This is a genomic window from Pseudomonas sp. p106, assembly GCF_003936645.1.
Lineage (GTDB): Bacteria > Pseudomonadota > Gammaproteobacteria > Pseudomonadales > Pseudomonadaceae > Aquipseudomonas > Aquipseudomonas putida_E.
Map to the genome: position 1 here is coordinate 57,466 of NZ_RHQR01000008.1, position 21,043 is coordinate 78,508.

20 protein-coding genes are annotated in these 21,043 nt (G+C 61.9%); 9 read left to right on the forward strand and 11 right to left on the reverse strand.

Annotation, left to right across the window (positions count from 1 at the left end; genetic code table 11):
• The 7 genes from EGJ09_RS12360 to EGJ09_RS12390 form a co-directional block, all read right to left on the reverse strand.
• A partial coding sequence (locus tag EGJ09_RS12360) for a DUF3077 domain-containing protein (RefSeq protein WP_125924078.1) occupies positions 1–257 on the reverse strand: 257 nt, incomplete at its 3' end.
• Between the two features lie 150 nt (positions 258–407).
• A complete protein-coding gene (locus EGJ09_RS12365) occupies positions 408–650 on the reverse strand; it encodes a hypothetical protein (RefSeq protein WP_125923936.1) in 243 nt (80 codons plus the stop codon).
• Between the two features lie 440 nt (positions 651–1,090).
• A complete protein-coding gene (locus tag EGJ09_RS12370; RefSeq protein ID WP_012315232.1) occupies positions 1,091–1,360 on the reverse strand; it encodes a DUF3077 domain-containing protein in 270 nt (89 codons plus the stop codon).
• Positions 1,361–1,510: 150 nt separating this feature from the next.
• Entirely contained in the window at positions 1,511–1,753 is a 243-nt protein-coding gene (locus EGJ09_RS26750) for a hypothetical protein (RefSeq protein ID WP_046788353.1), read from the reverse strand.
• 400 nt (positions 1,754–2,153) lie between these two features.
• Positions 2,154–3,911, reverse strand: a complete 1,758-nt coding sequence (locus EGJ09_RS12380) for an OPT family oligopeptide transporter (RefSeq protein WP_125924080.1) — start codon at positions 3,909–3,911, stop codon at positions 2,154–2,156.
• A gap of 535 nt (positions 3,912–4,446) precedes the next feature.
• A complete protein-coding gene (aceA, locus tag EGJ09_RS12385; protein WP_012315229.1) occupies positions 4,447–5,772 on the reverse strand; it encodes an isocitrate lyase in 1,326 nt (441 codons plus the stop codon).
• 493 nt (positions 5,773–6,265) lie between these two features.
• A complete protein-coding gene (locus tag EGJ09_RS12390) occupies positions 6,266–7,000 on the reverse strand; it encodes a secretin N-terminal domain-containing protein (RefSeq protein WP_012315228.1) in 735 nt (244 codons plus the stop codon).
• A gap of 141 nt (positions 7,001–7,141) precedes the next feature.
• Between EGJ09_RS12390 and EGJ09_RS12395 the strand changes: the two genes are divergently transcribed.
• Both EGJ09_RS12395 and EGJ09_RS12400 read left to right on the forward strand, forming a co-directional pair.
• On the forward strand, positions 7,142–8,296 hold the full coding sequence (locus EGJ09_RS12395) for a hypothetical protein (protein WP_046785672.1): 1,155 nt from the start codon (positions 7,142–7,144) through the stop codon (positions 8,294–8,296).
• 102 nt (positions 8,297–8,398) lie between these two features.
• Positions 8,399–9,841: a SulP family inorganic anion transporter gene (locus tag EGJ09_RS12400; RefSeq protein ID WP_125923937.1), complete on the forward strand. Its 1,443-nt coding sequence runs from the start codon at positions 8,399–8,401 to the stop codon at positions 9,839–9,841.
• A 50-nt stretch (positions 9,842–9,891) separates the two neighbouring features.
• On the opposite strand, the gene fusA is transcribed toward EGJ09_RS12400, so the two are convergent.
• A complete protein-coding gene (gene fusA / locus EGJ09_RS12405) occupies positions 9,892–12,003 on the reverse strand; it encodes an elongation factor G (protein WP_046785674.1) in 2,112 nt (703 codons plus the stop codon).
• 73 nt (positions 12,004–12,076) lie between these two features.
• Entirely contained in the window at positions 12,077–12,502 is a 426-nt protein-coding gene (locus EGJ09_RS12410) for a hypothetical protein (protein ID WP_125923938.1), read from the reverse strand.
• A 139-nt stretch (positions 12,503–12,641) separates the two neighbouring features.
• On the opposite strand from EGJ09_RS12410, the gene EGJ09_RS12415 reads away from it, so the two are divergent.
• Positions 12,642–12,944: a hypothetical protein gene (locus EGJ09_RS12415; RefSeq protein ID WP_012315223.1), complete on the forward strand. Its 303-nt coding sequence runs from the start codon at positions 12,642–12,644 to the stop codon at positions 12,942–12,944.
• Positions 12,945–12,947: 3 nt separating this feature from the next.
• Here EGJ09_RS12415 and EGJ09_RS12420 read toward each other — a convergent pair whose 3' ends face one another.
• Together EGJ09_RS12420 and EGJ09_RS12425 are read right to left on the reverse strand one after the other, a co-directional pair.
• Positions 12,948–14,192, reverse strand: coding sequence for an aspartate aminotransferase family protein (locus EGJ09_RS12420; protein ID WP_125923939.1), 1,245 nt, complete (start codon positions 14,190–14,192; stop codon positions 12,948–12,950).
• Between the two features lie 105 nt (positions 14,193–14,297).
• Positions 14,298–15,194, reverse strand: coding sequence for a LysR substrate-binding domain-containing protein (locus tag EGJ09_RS12425; protein WP_125923940.1), 897 nt, complete (start codon positions 15,192–15,194; stop codon positions 14,298–14,300).
• Between the two features lie 255 nt (positions 15,195–15,449).
• On the opposite strand from EGJ09_RS12425, the gene EGJ09_RS12430 reads away from it, so the two are divergent.
• The 6 genes from EGJ09_RS12430 to uvrC all read left to right on the forward strand — a co-directional run bounded on the left by EGJ09_RS12430 (position 15,450) and on the right by uvrC (position 21,023).
• Complete coding sequence (locus EGJ09_RS12430) at positions 15,450–16,832, forward strand: amino acid permease (protein WP_125923941.1); 1,383 nt, start codon at positions 15,450–15,452, stop codon at positions 16,830–16,832.
• A 104-nt stretch (positions 16,833–16,936) separates the two neighbouring features.
• On the forward strand, positions 16,937–17,437 hold the full coding sequence (locus tag EGJ09_RS12435) for a PaaI family thioesterase (RefSeq protein ID WP_125923942.1): 501 nt from the start codon (positions 16,937–16,939) through the stop codon (positions 17,435–17,437).
• A gap of 80 nt (positions 17,438–17,517) precedes the next feature.
• The gene (locus EGJ09_RS12440) at positions 17,518–17,949 is read left to right on the forward strand and encodes a GNAT family N-acetyltransferase (protein ID WP_115274358.1); all 432 of its coding nucleotides are present in this window, start codon (positions 17,518–17,520) and stop codon (positions 17,947–17,949) included.
• 153 nt (positions 17,950–18,102) lie between these two features.
• Positions 18,103–18,492, forward strand: a complete 390-nt coding sequence (locus EGJ09_RS12445) for a helix-turn-helix domain-containing protein (protein ID WP_046785679.1) — start codon at positions 18,103–18,105, stop codon at positions 18,490–18,492.
• 63 nt (positions 18,493–18,555) lie between these two features.
• The gene (gene uvrY / locus EGJ09_RS12450) at positions 18,556–19,194 is read left to right on the forward strand and encodes a UvrY/SirA/GacA family response regulator transcription factor (protein ID WP_012315215.1); all 639 of its coding nucleotides are present in this window, start codon (positions 18,556–18,558) and stop codon (positions 19,192–19,194) included.
• Positions 19,195–19,199: 5 nt separating this feature from the next.
• Entirely contained in the window at positions 19,200–21,023 is a 1,824-nt protein-coding gene (gene uvrC / locus EGJ09_RS12455) for an excinuclease ABC subunit UvrC (protein WP_115274360.1), read from the forward strand.
• The last annotated feature ends 20 nt before the right edge of the window (positions 21,024–21,043 follow it).

A 21,043-nucleotide genomic window follows, 5' to 3' on the forward strand; every position in this document is an offset into this window, starting at 1 on the left:
CCCAACTCGGCATCATCCATCAGCGCCTTGGCCAACGCACTCAGGTAATGCGCTGCCCAGACCATCATCGGTTTCTCATCCATCACACCGATGACCGTCAATTCCCGCACATAGCCCATCAGTTCCGAAGCTTGCTCACGCGCATCCTGGCAGGGAATGCCGGCTTCGATGCGAAACAGTGGATGGGTCTGGTTTTCACCTTGAAAGAACGTGGTTTTGCCTACAGTGGTTTTTACGTTCGGCTCATCGCTAGTCATTGATCTCTCCCAAGCATCCAGGGCCTGGGCGGGCACCTTCGCGGGTAAGCTGCGCCCTTTGTCGCGACACCGGCCTCACTCAATGCCGCGCACCCGTGGCAGCCGGCTTGCCGGCGATAGGGCCAGCCCAGGCAACACAGGGTTGTCGACTTAGTGCAGCGTTCGCGGCTCAGTCGGCATCTGGACCTGAATCAATGCCGCCTCGAGCAGCACACGCAGCGAGTCGAGTTCATGTGTCGACGCCATCAGCAGGGCCGACGCAGGCGACCGCGGCTGAACCAGTATCGCCTGATGCGTAACAGCTAGCGCGCAGTTAGCGAAGTCTGCGGCCTGGATGAGCGTATCTTCTAGAGAGTGAAGGGCGTGGGGTGGATCGGGAACCATCTTCAACATCGCTTATTACCTCTATGGATGCCGTCACCTCGCCGCTGTCAAACAGAAGGGTGGCAGCTGTACGTGGGTTGACAGACCGGCGGAATAAGCAAAGTTCCGGCGCACGCAAGCGTGCCCCACGCACAGCCACCATAGAAGGAAAGCCATGTGCTTAAACCGTTACGGCCTGTCAAAGCCGTGTCGCTGATGTGCAGCAACAGGCCGAGACTAGAGCGCCAGCAGGGCGACCGCAACGGAAAATAGGCGCCTGAAGTATGTTTGGGAAATGGACTACAAGAAAGGGAAAAAATCTGATTTTCTGACACAAAGACAAACCGGTATCGCGCCTGGTATCCATTGGCATCTACAGTTACGCTCATTTACAGAGCTTGAGGCTGCCAATACAGCCATTTCATTGCGGAGGCGGACGCCTTTGGCGTACCGCCTGGCACGTCAGGATATCAGCGCATCATCCCCAACTCGGCATCATCCATCAGCGCCTTGGCCAACGCACTCAGGTAATGCGCTGCCCAGACCATCATCGGTTTCTCATCCATCACACCGATGACCGTCAATTCCCGCACATAACCCATCAGTTCCGAAGCTTGCTCCCGGGCATCCTGGCAGGGAATGCCGGCTTCGATGCGAAACAGTGGATGGGTCTGGTTCTCACCTTGAAAGAACGTGGTCTTGCCCACGGTGGTTTTTACGTTCGGCTCATCGCTAGTCATTTATCTCTCCCAAGCATCCAGGGCCTGGGCGGGCACCTTCGCGGGTAAGCTGCGCCCTTTGTCGCGACACCGGCCTCACTCAATGCCGCGCACCTGTGGCAGCCGGCTTGCCGGCGATAGAGCCAGCCCAGGCAACACAGGTTTGTCGATTTAGTGCAGCGTTCGCGGCTCAGTCGGCATCTGGACCTGAATCAATGCCGCCTCGAGCAGCACACGCAGCGACTCGAGTTCATGTGTTGACGCCATCATCAGGGCCGACGCAGGCGACCGCGGCTGAACCAGTATCGCCTGATGCGTAACGGCTAGCGCGCAGTTAGCGAAGTCTGCGGCCTGGATGAGAGTGTCTTCGAGAGCGTGGAGGGCATGGGGTGGATCGGGGACTATCTTTAACATTATCCAATTCCTTGTAAGTGCGGCGACCTCTCTGCTGTCAAACAGAAGGGTGGCAGCGGTACGTGGGTTGACAGACCGGTGGAATTGGCAAGTTCCGGCGCACGCAAGCGTGCCCACACGTACAGCCGCCATAAAGATAGCTGTATGCCAAATACCGTCGCGGCCTGTCAAAGCCATGTCGCTGATGTGCAGCAACAGGCCGAGACTAGAGCGCCAGCAGGGCGACCGCAACGGAAAACAGGCGGCTGAAGTATGTTTGGGAAATGGACTACAAGAAAGGGAAAAAATCTGATTTCCGAACACAAACAGAAACCAGCCGGACCCAGAACTGACCTTTACTCAGGGCAGCCAAAGGTACAAGCGCTGCCTCATGCCGTGTTCGCGACGCTGTTTCGTACGGCTACAGCGTCCGTAGCATCTCCCAGAACGATGCCCCTACGCCCGTGATACTTTCACCTGCAATCAACCCAGCTGCCGCTGTGATCGCAAAGCGCTCCGTGACGCTCGGCCATCGGCAGTTGACCAGCCAGGTAAGTACTGCGCCAAAACCCATCATCATCGCGATCGACGCCGGCAATATGAATGCCAGCCCCAGTGCGGCGGTACTCGGCAGCCAGCGGGCCACCCGTTGCGGTAGCAGGCTGTCCAGCGTGCCCAACAGCACGCCTACAGCGCTGCCAGCCAAAATCGCCCAGCGAATCTCCGACGACAGCGCTCCCAGCCCAACTGTCAGCGTCTGGGCCACCGCTTTCCAGGTCGCGACAGCCGGCGCAGGCCACTCCTCGGTAAGCAGCATGGCCTGCGGATCCGGTATCAGCATCAGGTAAACCAGCACGCCGACCACGCTGCCGATGAAAATACCGATGCATTGGGCAACGAGTTGCTTGTGCGGGGTCGCGCCGATCGCCAAGCCAACCTTGAAGTCGTTCATCAGGTCTGTGGATTGCCCGGCCGCGCCCCCCGCCGTGTTGGCGCTCATCAGGTTGATGGCCACCTGGCCGGGAGCGATCAAGCCGAAGCCGAGCTGCGACAGTTTGCCAATGGCGCCAATCGGTGCGATGCCGGTGGCCCCCACGACGCGCGCGGCGACGACGGCAAGGCAAATCGCCAAAGGAATGCTCAACAACGCCATCCACCAGTCGATCCCGAACAGCAGCGCCTGCAGGGCGACGACCAGAGCGACGGATAGCAGCAGGCCGGATGCAGGCCCTGGCGAAAACCGTATCCTGGCGCGCGGCGCCCGATGTGCAAGCGCATTTGCAGGCAACCGCCGTGACACTCGGAACAGACGAACTGCCAATGAAGTCAAGGTCGCACAGACCATCAGGCTAACGCCCGGCCACAACAGCCACTCCACCAGCGCGGCGAACTGGGGGCCGCTGGCGTTCGGGGCGATCACTACCAATGCGTGGTCGATCAGCCACGGCGCTAGCCCGCCCCAGGCCAGCGCGGCGCCGAACAGCAACGTCAGGCCAACTCGAATGCCGATGATGCCGCCAAAGCCGATGAGCAACAGCGAAGGATCGACAGTAAAGGTCAGGCGCTCGAGCGCAGGCGTGGGTGCCCAGCGTGGTATCGCCCAGACGAAGCCGTCAATCCACTTCACCAGCCCTGACAGCAGCGCGGCACTGCACAGAACCTTGATGCGAGACATGGCTTCGCGCCCATGATGGTAGATCTGCTGCAGCGTTTCCAGGGTCGCCATGCCTTCGGGGAACTTCAGATCATGGTCGTTGAGCAAGGCGGGGCGCAGATACCAGGCGATCCAGATGCCCAGGAAGCTTACGGAGAAAACCCAGGCCATCATCGGCACCGGGTCCAGTTGGTGGCCGGTGAGCAGCGTATAGGCCGGGATCGGTGCCACCAGCCCGCCGGAAATGATGGAAGCGGCGGCCGAAGCCACGGTCTGGTTGATGTTGCTTTCGTGCAGCGTCCAAACGGGCCGCTCCTTCTTGCGGCCCGCGATACCCTGCCACAGGGCGAAGCCGACCAGCAAAGCGATGATCGACATGTTGAATGACCAGCCGATCTTGAGCCCGGCATAGACATTCGAAGGCGTGAGCACAACGCCCAGCATCGCGCCGGTGAGCACAGCCCGCAGGCTCAGCTCACGTTCGATGCGAACCCTTGGGAGGGCGGCGGCTGGAGCATGTCCCATTACAAATCCCTTTCTAGATGGCGCAAGCGTTGTCTGCACAACTGAGCCCGGAAAGCCACGAAGGTTCAGTGGCAGCCAGTGTGACCCGGCTGGCAAAGAGATTTGAAAAATTTTTGGCCCGGTTTGGCTATCTGTCAGTTATTGCGGTGCGCCGATGGGTAGCGCTTTTGAAATGGACGGTGCAATGGGCGATGAGACAAGCCACTGCAAATCGTGAGCAAAAGAAAGCCCGCCGGGAGGGGCGGGCAAAGGAGCGTCTATCACGTAGGGATAGCTTTAGTCTCTGCCTAGTGCCGTGAAAATTGAGTGAAAGAAAAGTCAGTGCGATGTGACGGGCGTCACTCCCATAACGCCTGCTGCACCTGTCATCGCTCTTGGCGCTGCTGCAGCGCAGTGCCAAAACCTCTCTGGCATGAAAGGCCTGTGTGGGCTCATTCGAGCCGGGGAAAACCGATTTTCTGAAAACAACCAGGCTGAACTAAAAAGCCTGGGGCTTTCACAAGCCCCGGGCCCTTTCTTCAGCAGCAAATCACTATCAGTGGAACTGCTCTTCTTCGGTCGAACCGGTCAGTGCCGTCACCGACGATGCGCCACCCTGAATCACGGTGGTCATGTCGTCGAAGTAGCCGGTGCCCACTTCCTGCTGGTGCGCCACGAAGGTGTAGCCTTTGCTGGCGTCGGCGAATTCCTGCTCCTGCAGCTTCACGTAGGCGGTCATGTCGTTGCGGGCGTAGTCGTGCGCCAGGTTGAACATGCCGTGCCACATGTTGTGGATACCAGCCAGGGTGATGAACTGGTGTTTGTAGCCCATGGCCGACAGCTCGCGCTGGAATTTGGCGATGGTGGCGTCGTCCAGGTTCTTCTTCCAGTTGAAGGAAGGCGAGCAGTTGTACGACAGCAGTTGGTCCGGGTATTCCTTCTTGATCGCTTCGGCGAAGCGGCGGGCTTCGTCCAGGTCTGGCTTGGCGGTTTCGCACCAGATCAGGTCGGCGTACGGCGCGTAGGCAAGGCCGCGGGCGATGGCCTGGTCGAGGCCGGCGCGGACCTTGTAGAAGCCTTCACGGGTACGCTCACCGATCACGAACGGCTGGTCGTACGGGTCGCAGTCGCTGGTCAGCAGGTCGGCGGCGTTGGCGTCGGTACGGGCCAGGATGATGGTCGGTACGCCCGATACGTCAGCGGCCAGGCGCGCTGCAACCAGCTTCTGCACGGCTTCCTGGGTAGGTACCAGAACCTTGCCGCCCATGTGGCCACACTTTTTCACCGAGGCCAGCTGGTCTTCGAAGTGCACGCCGGCGGCGCCCGCTTCGATCATGTTCTTCATCAGTTCGTAGGCGTTCAACACGCCGCCGAAACCGGCCTCAGCGTCTGCCACGATTGGCGCGAAGTAGTCGATGTAGCCTTCGTCGCCCGGGTTCTTGCCGGCTTTCCACTGGATCTGGTCGGCGCGGCGGAACGAGTTGTTGATGCGCTTGACCACTGTCGGTACGGAGTCGACCGGGTACAGCGACTGGTCAGGGTACATGGACTCGGCCGAGTTGTTGTCGGCGGCCACCTGCCAGCCAGACAGGTAGATGGCCTGGATGCCGGCCTTGACCTGCTGCACTGCCTGGCCGCCGGTCAGGGCGCCCATGCAGTTGACGAAATCTTTTTCTGGGCGGAAGGACGGGTGGGCACCCTCGGTGACCAGCTTCCACAGTTTTTCTGCACCCAGGCGGGCCAGGGTGTGCTCCGGCTGCAGGGAGCCACGCAGGCGAACGACATCGGCGGCGGTGTAGGTACGGGTCACGCCTTTCCAGCGCGGGTTTTCGGCCCAGTCTTTCTCGAGGGCTGCAATTTGCTGTTCGCGTGTCAGTGCCATGGAAATAAACCTCGTCGCATCGATCTTGGGGTAATTGTGCTGATGCTCACGAAGCGAATCAGGGGTGTGGCGGCTGTCCTGTTCGGGGGAGTGCGGCGGCGAACGCGAAGGCTCGAAGGGGGAAGGAGTTGCAGCCTGGGCGAGGGCATGCGCCGGCAGGTCGGCTCGTGGATGCCTTGCTGCGGTGCTACGCGATTGCCAGAACTGCGGTGATGCGCTTCCGTCCCTCGGGACAACTTCTTCGTTGCAGTCGCAATCCCGTCGAACCGCCTTGTGGGCCGTATAGACACGAGGTGCCTCCAAGGGTGGGAGGAGGGCGCCTCGAAGGCCCTTGCCAGGGCCCCTGATTAGCGGGAGCGAGGCCATCATGCCCTTGGGAAAAAGAGCCTGTCAAATGTTTTGTAGTGCTTTTTTAGGCTTACTACATCTTTGGTCTAATGCGACTTGCTGGTCAGCTTCAAGGCCTTTGGTCGAGGCCTTGATTTGCCTGGGATCAGTCGAGAAGGTCGACTTTGACACGTAAAGTCATGTTTTCACCCCGTTGGGTGCTGTAAGTGCGGCTTGACGCGCTGAGATCGGCCTGGCTCTGCTGGTTGAACCCAGCCAGGGTAATCCACTCGCCGAGCTTGCCGGTGACCGTCGTGTCGGTACTTTGTACTTTCACTACATCAGCACGTTCATGGCTCATTCGGTCATTATTGGTGCTTATTTGCAGGCGAACGGTTTCGCCGATGAGGCTTGGGGTCACGTAGAAACCCTGGGTCACATTACGGTATTCGGTGTTGCTCTGGATGCGCCCATAGCCGTCGGTGCTGGTACTGGTGACCGGGATGCTCTGGCCGACCTGGATCAGCGCCGGTTGGCCTTCGCTGGCCTGGACCTGTTGCAGGCCACCATCCCGGTTGCTGGTGCCGTAATGGATGATGCGCGCATTGCCACGGTTGTCCTGATAGTTGCTGTCGTTGTTGTCGACGCTGATCATCAGGCGCTTGGGCGCGGTGTCCAGCTGTTGCAGCAGGGCGCGCAGGTCGTCTACGCGTTCGGGGCTGGCAGTGACGATCAACTTGTTCTCGAAGGCGCTGACGCTACCGTCCTTGCCAATGAACGACTGGGCGGCGGGCAGCAGTTCGGCGCTGCTGCGGTGCTGCAGCGGCAGCACTTCGGTGGCGGCTTGGGCGGCCAGGCTGGCGGCCAGCAGCAGGGAAGTTAGAAAGGGGCGTAGCGCCATGTCCATGATCTCCGCAGGTGGAATCAACATGATGGCAAAATTGTGCGACTCGTGCCGGTTGTCCATCACAAGGTGTCTTTTATCCTGCTTTTATTCTATAAGATATAAATTATAGTCATCTGGATAATTCAGGATATTGCCATGAGCCTTGCCCGCCCGATCTTCCGCCGCGAACAGTTGGCTCAAGCCCTGGTACGGGACCTGGCCGGCGAATCGTTCGTCGACTACAGCTCGGGTATGTTCCTCGCTGCGCCAAGGCGCACGGGTAAGAGCACCTTCCTGAACAACGACTTCATTCCAGCCTGCCTGGAGCGCGGCTGGCTGCCGGTGTATGTCGACCTGTGGTCTGACCGTGATGCCGACCCTGCCGAGTTGATCAGCGGTGCCATCGGCAGCGCTCTGGCGCGTTTTGAAAGTACCTTGGCCAAAACCGCGAAGAAGGCGGGTATCGACAAGATCAACCTGCTGCGTACGCTCAGCTGGGATTTCACCCGCCCGCAACTGCCCGCCGGTACCACGCTGGCACAGGCACTTGCGGTGCTGCATCAGGTGTGTGGGCAAATGGTGGTGCTGGTAGTGGATGAGGCGCAGCATGCCCTTAACAGCGAGGGTGGGCTGAACGCCATGTTCGCGCTCAAGGCGGCGCGCGACCACCTCAACCGGGGTGACCGCCCCGATGGCCTGCGCCTGGTGTTTACCGGGTCCAGCCGGGACAAGCTGGCCAATCTGGTGCTCAAGAGCAAGCAGCCATTCTATGGCGCCAGCATCACTGCGTTTCCGCTGTTGGGGCGGGACTTCGTCGACTTCGTGACCGGTGTCTGGAATGGCCGTCTGGCGGCCAGCAACCAGTTCAAGGCCGAGGATCTGGAGTATGCCTTTGAGCGTGTTGGCCGGCGCCCGGAGATGCTCGGCAAGTTGCTCACCGAGGTGAGTATCGGGCTGGGCGAGGCAGGCAACCTTGGCGAGCTGCTGCGCACCGGTGCGCTGAACCATCAGGCCGGGGTGTGGAGTGACTACGAAAGCGCCTGGAACGAGCTGTCTGCCTTGCAACAAGCGGTGCTGGCAGTGATGGCCGAGCGCACGCGGGCCCGGCAGCCGTTCTCGCCCTTCACCGAACAGACCTTCATCGACGTCAATCGCAAGCTGGAACAGGCTGCTGCCGAAGCCAACGCCACTACACCCAATGTGCAAAAAGCCCTGGATGCCCTGCGCGAAAAGGAGCTGGTGTGGAAGGCCAATCGCGGCGAGTACGCGCTGGAGGATGTAGCAATGGCCGAGTGGCTGGCGCGCGGCTAGGGCTGGCCCGCTCGCGGTGGTCACTGCCAGACAAATTCCGTAACATCCCGCCCTTCGATTGTTTTCAGTACCGGCCGCCTGGCCCTGCATCACAGGACACCCATGAAACCCGCCCGACTTCGCGCCGACCTGCTCGCCGGCCTGACCACTTCATTCGCTCTGGTGCCCGAGTGCATCGCTTTCGCCCTGGTGGCGCACCTCAACCCGCTGATGGGCCTGTACGGCGCCTTCATCATCTGTACCCTCACCGCGCTGTTCGGTGGTCGCCCGGGCATGATCTCCGGTGCTGCCGGCTCGATGGCGGTGGTGATCGTCGCCCTGGTGGTGCAACACGGTGCGCAGTATCTGCTGGCCACCGTGCTGTTGGGCGGTGTGGTGATGATCTTGTTCGGCCTGTTGCGCCTGGGCAAGCTGGTGCGCCTGGTGCCGTATCCGGTGATGCTTGGCTTCGTCAACGGCCTGGCGATCGTCATCGCCATGGCCCAGCTGGAGCATTTCAAGACGGGTGAGCAGTGGCTCAGCGGCACGCCCCTTTGGCTGATGATCGGCCTGGTGGCACTGACCATGCTGGTGGTATACGTGCTGCCAAAGCTGACCCGCGCCGTGCCGCCAGCGCTGGTGGCGATCCTCGGCGTTGGCCTTTTGGTGTACCTGCTCGACCTGCCAACCCGCACCCTTGGCGACATGGCGCACATCGCCGGTGGGTTGCCGGCGCTGGCCCTGCCGGATGTGCCCTGGAACCTTGAAACGCTGAAGATCATCGCCCCTTACGCGGTGCTGATGGCCATGGTCGGCTTGCTGGAGACCCTGCTGACCCTTAACCTCACCGACGAGATCACCGAGAGCCGCGGCTACCCGGACCGCGAGTGCGTGGCCTTGGGTGCGGCCAACATGGTTTCCGGCTTGTGCGGTGGCATGGGCGGCTGCGCGATGATCGGCCAGACGGTGATCAACCTCAGCTCCAATGGCCGCGGCCGGCTGTCCGGCGTGGTGGCGGGGGTGATGATCCTGCTGTTCGTGCTGTTCCTGTCGCCGCTGATCGAGCGTATCCCGTTGGCGGCGCTGGTCGGGGTAATGTTCGTGGTCGCCCAGCAGACATTCGCGTGGGCGTCCTTGCGCGTGCTGCACAAAGTGCCGGTGAGCGATGTGCTGGCGATCATTGCCGTGACGGTGGTCACGGTCTTCACCGACCTGGCCACGGCCGTACTGTTCGGCATCGTCATCGCGGCGGTGAACTTTGCCTGGCAGCATGCGCGGGAGCTGTATGCCGACAGCCATGAAGACGCCGAGGGGGTCAAGCATTACCAGGTGCATGGCACGCTGTTCTTCGCCTCGGTCACGCCCTTTCTCAACCAGTTCGACCCGGCGGGTGACCCGGCCAAGGTTACCTTGGACTGCCAACACGTGAGCTTCGTCGATTATTCGGCAATTGCTGCATTGAAGACCTTGCGCGAGCGGTATGCCAAGGCGGGCAAGCAGCTGCGGGTGGTGCATCTGTCCGAGCGCTGCAAGAAACTGTTGAAGCGCGCAGGCGAGCAGCACTGAGTTTTTGCGGGGGCTGTGCTGGCCCTATCGCCGGCGTAGCCCTCGCGGCTTCACTCCCCGCGATTCTTCTTCACAATCCCGTCAGCAATGCTCGCCGGCGCCTCGGCATAACGGGTGAACTCCATCGTGTAGCTGGCCCGCCCTTGGGTCATCGAGCGCATCGAGGTGGCGTAGCCGAACATTTCTCCCAGCGGCACCTCGGCACGGATCACCTTGCCGGCGGGGGTCTCGTCGCCATCCTGGATCATGCCGCGGCGCCGGCTCAGGTCGCCCATGATGTCGCCTTGGTATTCCTCGGGCGTGACCACTTCGACCTTCATCACCGGCTCCAGCAACACCGCTCCGCCTTTTTGCGACAGCTGCTTGGTGGCCATGGAGGCAGCGATCTTGTAGGCCATCTCGTTGGAGTCGACGTCGTGATAGGAGCCGTCGAACACCGCAGCCTTGAGGCTGATCAGAGGGTAGCCGGCAAGCACGCCGTTCTTCATCTGCTCCTCGATGCCTTTCTGGATCGCCGGGATGTACTCGCGGGGTACCACGCCGCCAACGATCTCGTTGATGAACTCCAGGCCTTCCTTGCCTTCATCGCCCGGTGCAAAGCGGATCCAGCAGTGCCCATACTGGCCGCGCCCGCCGGACTGGCGAACGAAGCGGCCCTCGATCTCGCAGGTGTTGCGGATCTTCTCGCGGTAGGCCACTTGGGGCTTGCCGATATTGGCCTCGACGTTGAACTCACGCCGCATGCGGTCGACGATGATGTCCAGGTGCAGTTCGCCCATGCCTGAAATGATGGTCTGGCCGGTCTCCTCATCAGTGCGCACGCGGAACGAGGGGTCTTCCTGGGCCAGCTTGCCCAGGGCGATGCCCATTTTCTCCTGGTCGGCTTTGGTTTTGGGCTCTACGGCCACGGAGATCACCGGGTCCGGGAAGTCCATGCGCTCGAGGATGATCGGTTTGTCCATGTCGCAAAGCGTGTCGCCGGTCGTCACGTCCTTCATGCCGATCAGGGCGGCGATGTCGCCGGCGCATACATCCTTGATTTCTGCACGTTGGTTGGCGTGCATCTGCACCATTCGGCCGATGCGCTCCTTCTTGCCTTTGACCGAGTTGAGCACTGCGTTGCCGGAACTGAGCACCCCGGAGTACACCCGGGCAAACGTGAGCGTGCCGACGAACGGGTCGGTCGCGATCTTGAACGCCAGGGCCGAAAACGGTTCGTTGTCGTCGGCGTGGCGCTCCAGGTGTTTCTCTTCGTCGTCCGGGTCGGTGCCCTTGATTGCCGGGATTTCGGAGGGCGCGGGCAGGTAGTCGATCACCGCATCGAGCATCAGCGGCACGCCTTTGTTCTTGAACGAGGAGCCAAGGATGGTCGGCACGATTTCGTTGGCAATGGTGCGCTGGCGCAGGGCGGCCTTGATCTCGTCGATGCTCAGCTCCTCGCCATCGAGAAACTTGGTGGTCAACTCATCATTGGCCTCGGCCGCCGCTTCGACCATGTGCGCACGCCATTCGTCGGCCAGTGCCTTGAGTTCGTCCGGGATTTCTTCTTCGCGGTAGGTGGTGCCATGGTCGGCGTCGTTCCAGTAGATCGCCTTCATCTTCACCAGGTCGATCTGGCCGATGAAGTTCTCTTCGCTGCCGATGGCCAGCTGGATGGGTACCGGGTGATGCCCCAGGCGCTTGTCGATCTGTTTGACCACGCGCAGGAAGTCTGCGCCTTGGCGGTCCATCTTGTTGATATAGGCCAGGCGCGGGACGTGATACTTGTTGGCCTGGCGCCACACCGTCTCGGACTGCGGCTCTACCCCGTCGGCACCGCTGAACACCACCACGGCGCCATCGAGCACGCGCAGCGAACGTTCCACCTCGATGGTGAAGTCGACGTGGCCTGGGGTATCGATGATGTTGAAACGGTACTTGTCGGCGAACTGCTTGGTCGAGCCCTGCCAGAAGGCCGTGGTCGCCGCCGAGGTGATGGTGATGCCGCGTTCCTGTTCCTGCGCCATCCAGTCCATGGTCGCGGCGCCATCGTGCACCTCGCCCATCTTGTGGTTGACCCCGGTGTAGAACAGGATGCGCTCGGTGGTCGTGGTCTTGCCGGCATCCACGTGGGCGACGATACCAATGTTGCGGTACAGCTCGATGGGCGTTGTGCGGGCCATGACGGACTACCTGCGGATGAGCGGATTCTCCCAAGGTAGCAGAGCGGGAGAATCCTGCTTTACCGCCGGGCCGTCAGTCGGCCTGGGCTTGCAGCAGCCACTGGCCGTCCACTTCGCGGGCAACGCCGCTGGCGGGCAGCAGGGCCAGCAGGCGCTCGTGCAGAGCCGCTTCGGTGAAGGTCTTGAGGGTGGCCAGGTCCAGGGCACCGACCGGGTTCAGGTCTGCCTTGGTGTACGACAGCCAGGCTTTTTTCAGTACCTGCGCCACGTCGCTGCCGGCTGTGGTGGCGAAACGGCGGTGCCATTGGCGACCATCGAGGGTGAAGCTGTGGGCGTGGGTATAGGTGCTTTCGTCGCCACCTTCAGTGCAGCGGTGGCAGCGGCACGGGCCTTCGCCGAAGGCGTTGCGCAGGTAAGCGTTGAAATCCACGACGGGCTTGAGGGTCAGGCGTTTGTCGACCTCGAACAGGTCGGCGATCAGGGGTTCTTCGGCGCTCACTCGGTGTCCTCGTGTGGTGTGGCGTGCATCGGCGGGCACCCTAACAGATCAGGGCGGGGGAGGCCATTAGAGACAACTGCGCACAGCTGCCGTACTCTACGCGCCCGCAAGCCTGCATCCAACACCGAGGTAACCCCGCTTGAGCACCCAGTTCCCGTACACCGCCACCGTCACCATCAGCGCCGAAGACCGTGGGGGCGATATCGAGGCCTCGGAAAACCCCAGCATGCGTGTTGGCCTGGAAGCCGTGACCGAAACCCTGAAGAAGGTGCATTTCGTCGGCACGCTCGCGGCTCCGGAAAAGCCGGCCACGCATATCTGCGTGACGCTGGAGAACGGCCTGACCTACTACGGCCCGATCGTCAACGGCCACGCCGAACTCGAAGGCGGCTGGATCGCTTTCGAATCCGACATGCTCACCCCGGAAGAGCTGGGCCTGTAAGCCTCAGTTCAACTCGGCCAGGCACTGCTCGAAGATGTTCAACCCTTCTTCGAGCACCTCGGCTTCGATGGTCAGTGGCGCCAGCAGGCGAATGATGTGTCGCGCCTTGCCGCTGGGCATCAGCAACAGGCCTTTTGCCCTTGCTGCATCCATGACCTTGGCCAGCTGAGCGGGGGCAGGGCTGCCGTCTGCATTGACGAACTCGATCCCGCGCATTGCGCCGACGCCTGTCAGGCGCCCGATGAACGGGAAGCGTTGCTGCCAGCGTTCAACCCGGCTGACGATGGCCTGCTCCTGGCGCTCGCCCCATGTGGCGACGTTCTCATCGGTCATCTGCGCCAGGCTCGCCAGCGCCGCCGCACAGGCAATCGGATTGCCCGAATAGGTCCCGCCGAGGCCGCCCTTGGGCAGCGCCGCCATCAACGCCTGGCGCCCGACCACCGCCCCCAGCGGCATGCCGCCGGCGATACTTTTGGCCAACAGCAGCAGGTCTGGCTCGATGCCCAGCCGCGGGAAGGCGAAGCGCTGGCCGGTGCGGCCGAAACCCGACTGGATCTCGTCGATGATGATCAGGATCCCGCGCTCGTCGCAGAAACGGCGCAGCGCCTGAGCAAAGGCCGGGTCCAGGGCGAGGAAGCCACCTTCACCTTGCACGGGCTCCAGGATGAACGCCGCCACGTCCTCTACTGCCAGCTCGACGCTGAACAGGCGGTCCATGGCCTTGAGCGCCTGCTCGCAAGTGACGCCGGTATCGGCGCTGGGGTAGGGCAGGTGGTACACCGGCCCCGGCAGTTCACCTACGCGTTGTTTGTAGGGGGCGACCTTGCCGTTGAGGTTCAGGGTTGCCAGGGTGCGGCCATGAAAGCCGCCATCGAAAGCGATGATGGCGCGCTTGCCGGTGGCACCGCGGGCGACTTTGAGGGCGTTTTCCGCCGCTTCTGCGCCGCTGTTGGTAAGCATGCCGGCCAGCGGGTAGCTGACCGGCACGAACGCGCGCAGGCGCTCCATGAGCTCCAGGTAAGGGCCGTGAGGCGCCGCGTTGAAAGCATAGTGGGTCAGGCGCGTGGCCTGGGCCTGGATGGCCGCGACCACGGCCGGGTTGCAGTGGCCCAGGTTGAGCACGCCGATGCCGCCGACGAAGTCGATGTAACGTTTGCCGTCGGTATCCCAGACTTCGGCATTACGGCCATGGGAAAGTGTAATCGGATGAACGATGGCAATGGATTGGCTGATACTTTCCAGATTCATGGGCACGCGGACCTTGTTCGAGTTTCTTAATATCGAAGCGCGCCGAAGTGTCGTTCCGCAAACGAATTATTCGATTGCGTTCATTCCCTGGATTCGCGAACTTGGTCAATCTCCCTCTGCCACGCGTTCACCAATCCACTGCACGAAGGCCCTGATCTTCGGCACCTCTGCCGCATGCTCGGCATGGGCGATGAAGTGCCGGCCATTGCTCGCCACCGGGTGGTCCCACGCCACTACCAGCTTGCCTTCGCTCAACTCCTCGGCCACCAGATAGCGCGGGATCAGGGCGATGCCGCAACCGGCGATGGCCGCACGGATGCACAGGTAGAACGTGTCGAAGCGCGGCCCGTGGTAGCTGTTCTGGCTGTGCAGGCCCAGCCCCAGAAACCATTCGTGCCAGGCCTCCGGGCGTGATGCGCATTGCAGCAAGCGGTGTTCGGTGAGGGCTTGGGCACTGTCGAAGCGGTGCCTGGCCTGTAGCTGCGGGGTACACACCGGCACCACCTCTTCGCTGAACAGTTCGATGCAGGTCGCCCCTGGCCAGGTGCCCTGGCCGAAAAAGAAGGCGATGTCGGCCTTGGCCTGCACCAGGTCGAACGGCTCCAGTTCGTTGCGGATGTCCAGGTGGATGCGCGGGTAGCGGTCACCGAAGCCTTTGAGCCTGGGCACCAGCCAGCGCGCACCGAAGGTGGGCTGGGTGGCGATGCGCAGCACTTCGGTTTCGTCGCCATAGCTGAGGATGTAGCGGCTGGAAATGTCGATCTGGTTAAGGATCTTGTTCACTTCGGTCAGGTACAGGGCGCCCGCCGGCGTCAGGTGCAGGCGCCGGCGAATGCGCTGGAACAGCGAGTGCGCCAGCATTTCTTCAAGTTGCGCGACCTGCTTGCTGACGGCGCTCTGGGTCAGGTGAAGTTCCTGTGCCGCCCGGGTGAAGCTCAGGTGGCGGGCGGCCGCTTCGAAGCACTGCAGGGCGGTAGTCGAGGGCATCAGGCGTTTGGACATGGCAGGCGCGTACCGAGCAAAAAAGGAAGGAGTTCATTCCATATTGGAATCATGTGCTTCGAAAAGGTCGTTTGTTGACCTCGCCCTATAGATTAATACTGACCTGGATCAACGATTACAACCGGTACTGCGAAGAGGAGGCAAGTGCACCGCCGGCGACTTCAAAACAAGAAAAAAGAACATCACCACTTACAAGAATTCTGCTCCAACTTTTTCAGCCGTCCCTGCGGCGGCCGACCCATTCGAGGGTTCTCCATGGCTTCGCTAGAAAACAAGAAACAGCGTTCCCTGCAGCACGGCCTGACCTCCCGTCAGGTGTCGATGATCTCCATTGCCGGCATCATTGGCGCCGGCCTGTTCATCGGTTCCTCCAACGCCATTGCCACCGCTGGCCCGGCCATTCTCATCTCCTACGCCATGACTGGCCTGCTGGTGTTGCTGGTGATGCGCATGCTTGGCGAAATGGCCATCGCCAACCCCAACAGCGGCTCCTTCTCCACGTACGCCTCCGAGGCCATCGGCCCCTGGGCAGGGTTCACCATCGGCTGGCTGTACTGGTGGTTCTGGGTGCTGATCATCCCGGTCGAAGCCATCGCCGGGGCTGACATCCTGCATGCCTACTTCCCGGCGGTACCGTCCTGGCTGTTCGCCTTCCTGATCATGTTCTTGCTGTCGGGCACCAACCTGGTCAGCGTGAAGAACTTCGGTGCGTTCGAGTACTGGTTTGCCCTGGTCAAGGTGATCGCGATCATTGCCTTCATCGTGGTCTGCAGCCTGGCTGTGTTCGGCATCTGGCCGCTGGCCGAGGTCTCAGGGGTGAGCCGGCTCTGGGACAGCGGCGGGTTCATGCCCAATGGCTTCGGTACGGTGCTCGGTGGCGTGCTGATCACCATCTTCTCGTTCTTCGGCGCGGAGATCGTCACCATTGCCGCTGACGAGACCGCCAACCCGAAAGACAAGATCCGCCGCGCCACCAACCTGGTGGTGTACCGCATCGCGATCTTCTACCTGGCCTCGATCTTCCTGGTGGTGTCGCTGGTGGCCTGGAACGATCCGCAACTCAAGGCCGTGGGCTCGTTTCAGCGGGTACTTGAGGTGCTGAATGTGCCCGGGGCGAAACTGCTGGTCGACCTGGTGGTGCTGGTGGCGGTCACCAGTTGCATGAACTCCGGCCTCTATACCGCTTCGCGGATGCTGTATTCCCTGGGTGCCCGCGGCCAGGCACTGAGCATGACCAAGCGTATCTCCGGTGCCGGCGTGCCGACGGTGGCGGTTATCCTCTCGACCCTGGCAGGCTTTGCCGGCTGCTTCGTCAACTACGTATTCCCCGGCAAGGTGTTCGGCTTCCTGCTATCGACCACCGGTGCGATTGCCTTGCTGGTGTACCTGGTGATTGCCGTCTCGCAGCTACGCATGCGGGCCCGGGCTGATCGAGAGGGGCGGCCGCTGGAGTTGAAGATGTGGTTGTTCCCCTGGCTGACCTGGCTGGTGATCGGCACCATCGTGATGGTACTGGGCTACATGCTGTTCAGTGATGCGTACCGTTACGAGACGCTGATGACGGCCGGGGTGACCTTGTTCATCCTGCTGGTTTCGCTGACCCAGCGGCGTGCCAGGGCGGTGGCGCAGCCTGCCTGACCCTTGCGGGGCGCTTTGCGCCCCGCATTTTCATTGGCCCATGCCCAACGCGGCGCTACCATGCAGCTTGCATCCCTTCCCATTCCAAAAAGCACAGGAAGCGTATGACCGAACAAGCTCTCTCCCTGCAGGCACTGGCCGCACCCGACGGCATTTGCTACGGCTGCGGCGTTGCCCACCCCAGCGGCCTGCATGTGCAGAGCCAATGGGACGCCGACGGTATCCATCTGCTGTGCCGTCACACGCCCGACACCACCTTCACCGGCTGGCCGGGGCTCGTCTACGGCGGCCTGCTGGCGATGCTGGTCGATTGCCACTCCAACTGGGCTGCCATGGCTTACCACTACCGGGCCGAAGGACGTACCCCCGGCAGCCTGCCGCGTATCGACTGTGTCACCGGCAGCCTGGGCCTGAACTACCTCAAGCCCACACCCATGGGTGTGGAGCTGCTGCTCAAAGCGCGTGTGGAAGGTGAAGTCGGACGCAAGACACGGGTAGTCTGCGAGGTCTGGGCGGGGGATGTGCTGACCGTCTGCGCCGATTCGGTGTTCGTCCGTGTGGACACCGAAAAGCTCAAGTTCAAGGCCCATGGCCAGGTGAGCTGACAACGGCAGGAGAGCCCCATGACCCGCTGCAAGCGCGAGCTGCCCGGCCACCGTTGGTTGTGCACCCTGGACGGTGTGTGATGCCCATTGAGCTGATACCTGCCACCGATGCCCACCGCACCTTCGCCCGTGACCTCACGCGTCGGGCCATGCTGGCGTACTACCGGGAGTTCGATCTGTTGTGGATCGAAGAAGCGTTCGATCAGGCCTGGGATTGGCGCGAGCAGTGGCTGGTCGTAGACGGGGACCGCGTGCTGGGCTTCTGCAGCCTCAGCAAGGACCGTCAGGCATTGTTCATTCGCGAGCTGCACCTGCTGCCTGAGCATCGCGGGCAAGGGGTTGGCAGTTGGGTGCTGCAAGCGCTGGCTGCCAAGGCGGCGCAGCAGAGGCTGCCGTTGCTGCGCTTGATGGTGTTCAAGAGCAACCCGGCGCGGCGGCTGTACCGGCGCCAGGGGTTTGTCGAAATGGGCGAGGATGAGTGTTTTGTGCGTATGCAGAAGGTGGTCGCCTGATCTTTGCAGATCGAGCTTGCGACCCTACGTGCTGGCTCAGTACTGGCTTGCGACCCCGCCGTGCGATGGGCATAGTGACCGAGCAGTCTGCAAGAGCCCACAGGGTTGTGAGCAGTATCCGACGATGGCTAGGGAAGCAGGAGAAGCATCAGTATGAATGGGCTCGGTACGCGTCTTAGGGAAGAGCGTGAACGGCTGGGGATGACCCAGCGGGTGTTTGGTGATATCGGCGGCGTCGAGCCCAATGCCCAGGGCAAATATGAAAGTGGCGAGCGCACACCGAGGGTCGATTACCTGGCTGCCCTGACGGCCAGAGGAGTCGACGCGCTCTATGTGCTCAGCGGTGTGCGCACCCCGGCGCCGCTGGAAAGCCTGACGGCGGATGAAACCGGTTTAGTGGCCGCGTTCAGGCGCCTGGCGGCCGACGACAAAGCGGTGTTTAGGCATTTGCTTGAGCGCCTGATGGGCGATGCAGGCCGCAGTGAAGCGATGCGGCCACAGTGGCGTGAGCGTAGGACATTTCCGAAGGAAGTTTTACGCTAGGCCCGTCTTGAAAAATTTTGTTAAGGTGGCGGGATCCAATCGCCCTGTTGACGAGGTGTCTGCTTGATTAGGGTCCTAGTGGTCGACGACCACGATCTGGTGCGAACCGGTATTACACGCATGCTGGCCGATATCGACGGCTTGCAGGTAGTGGGGGAGGCGGATTCGGGCGAGTCGGCGCTCAAGCTGGTCCGGGAGCTCAAGCCGGATGTCGTGCTGATGGACGTCAAGATGCCTGGTATCGGTGGCCTTGAGGCTACCCGCAAATTGTTGCGTAGCCACCCTGACACCAAGGTGGTGGCCGTGACCGTGTGTGAAGAAGACCCGTTCCCCACGCGCCTGATGCAGGCCGGGGCGGCCGGCTACCTGACCAAGGGCGCGGGGCTGGACGAGATGGTCCAGGCCATCCGTCTGGCGTTTGCCGGGCAGCGTTACATCAGCCCGCAGATTGCTCAGCAACTGGCGCTCAAGTCGTTCCAACCGCAAGGGTCGCCGTTCGACGCCCTGTCGGAGCGGGAAATCCAGATCGCCCTGATGATCGTCGGTTGCCAGAAGGTTCAGCTCATCTCGGACAAGTTGTGCCTGTCGCCCAAGACCGTCAATACTTACCGGTATCGGATCTTTGAAAAACTCTCGGTCACCAGCGACGTCGAACTGACCTTGCTGGCCGTTCGCCACGGTATGGTCGACGCAAGCCTCTGAACCTCATGTCCCAAGTCTTTGATGCCAGCGCGTTCCTGGCGACCTGTAGCGCTCGCCCGGGCGTCTACCGGATGTTCGATAGCGAGACTCGGCTGCTCTATGTGGGCAAGGCCAAGAACCTCAAGAAGCGTCTGGCCAGCTATTTCCGCAAGACCGGCCTGGCGCCTAAAACCGCTGCGCTGGTAGGGCGCATCGCCCAGGTCGAAACCACCATCACTGCCAATGAGACCGAGGCGCTGCTGCTTGAGCAGAACCTCATCAAGCAGTGGCGGCCGCCGTACAACATTCTGCTGCGCGACGATAAATCCTACCCGTATGTGTTTCTGTCCGACGGCCAATTCCCACGGCTGGGCATTCACCGTGGCGCGAAAAAAGCCAAGGGGCGCTACTTTGGTCCATACCCCAGCGCCGGGGCCATCCGCGAAAGCCTCAGCCTGCTGCAAAAAGCCTTCTCGGTACGCCAATGCGAGGACAGCTACTACGCCAACCGTACCCGCCCATGCCTGCAGTACCAGATCAAGCGCTGCAAGGGGCCGTGTGTGGGGCTGGTCGACGCAGAGGAATATGCCGAGGATGTGCGCCATTCGGTGATGTTCCTCGAGGGCCGCAGCCAGCAGTTGGGCAATGAGCTCAATGCCGAGATGGAAAAGGCCGCGATGGCCCTGAACTTCGAGAAGGCAGCCGAGCTGCGCGACCAGATCGCCTTGCTGCGCCGGGTCCAGGACCAGCAATACATGGAAGGCGGGTCTGGTGATGTGGATGTGGTCGCCGCCTTCGTCAACCCCGGTGGCGCCTGCGTGCACCTGATCAGCGTGCGCGGTGGGCGGGTGCTGGGCAGCAAGAACTTCTTCCCGCAGGTCGGTATTGAAGAAGAGGTGGCCGAAGTGATGGCCGCCTTCCTGTCCCAGTACTACCTGGGCAATGCCGAGCGCGAATTGCCGGGTGAGTTGATCGTCAACGTGGTGCACGAGGACTTCGCTGCCATCAGCGAGGCACTGCAAACCCTGCGCGGCCGCGAGCTGACCATCAGCCACCGCGTGCGTGGCACCCGTGCCCGTTGGCAGCAACTGGCGGTGACCAACGCCGAACAGGCGCTCAATGCCCGCCTGGCCAACCGCCAGCACATGGCTTCGCGGTTCGAGGCCCTGGCCGAGGTGCTGGGCCTGGACGAAGTGCCCCAGCGCCTGGAGTGCTACGACATCAGCCACTCCAGCGGCGAGGCGACGGTAGCCAGTTGCGTGGTATTCGGCCCCGAAGGCCCGCTCAAGTCCGATTACCGTCGCTTCAATATCGAAGGCGTGACCGCCGGCGACGACTACGCCGCTATGCACCAGGCCCTGACGCGCCGCTACGGGCGTATCAAGGACGGCGAGGGCAAATTGCCTGACGTGCTGCTGGTGGACGGCGGCAAGGGCCAGCTGAACATGGCCCGCGAAGTGATGCAGGAGCTGGCCTTCACCGACCTGACCCTGCTCGGTGTGGCCAAGGGCGTGACCCGCAAGGCCGGTTTCGAGACCCTTTACCTCAATGACGTGGCGCACGAGTTCACCCTCAAGGGCGACAACCCGGCGCTGCACCTGATCCAGCAGATCCGCGACGAAGCTCACCGTTTTGCCATCACCGGCCACCGCGCCCGCCGCGGCAAGGCCCGCCGTGTGTCCAGCCTGGAAGACGTTGCCGGGGTAGGGCCCAAGCGCCGCCGCGACCTGCTGAAACATTTCGGCGGCCTGCAGGAGCTCAACCGCGCCAGTATCGATGAAATCGCCAAAGCCCCCGGCATCAGTAAAAAGCTTGCCGAGTCGATTTATGCCAGCCTGCATAGCGAGTAGAATGCGGGCTCAACCCGCAG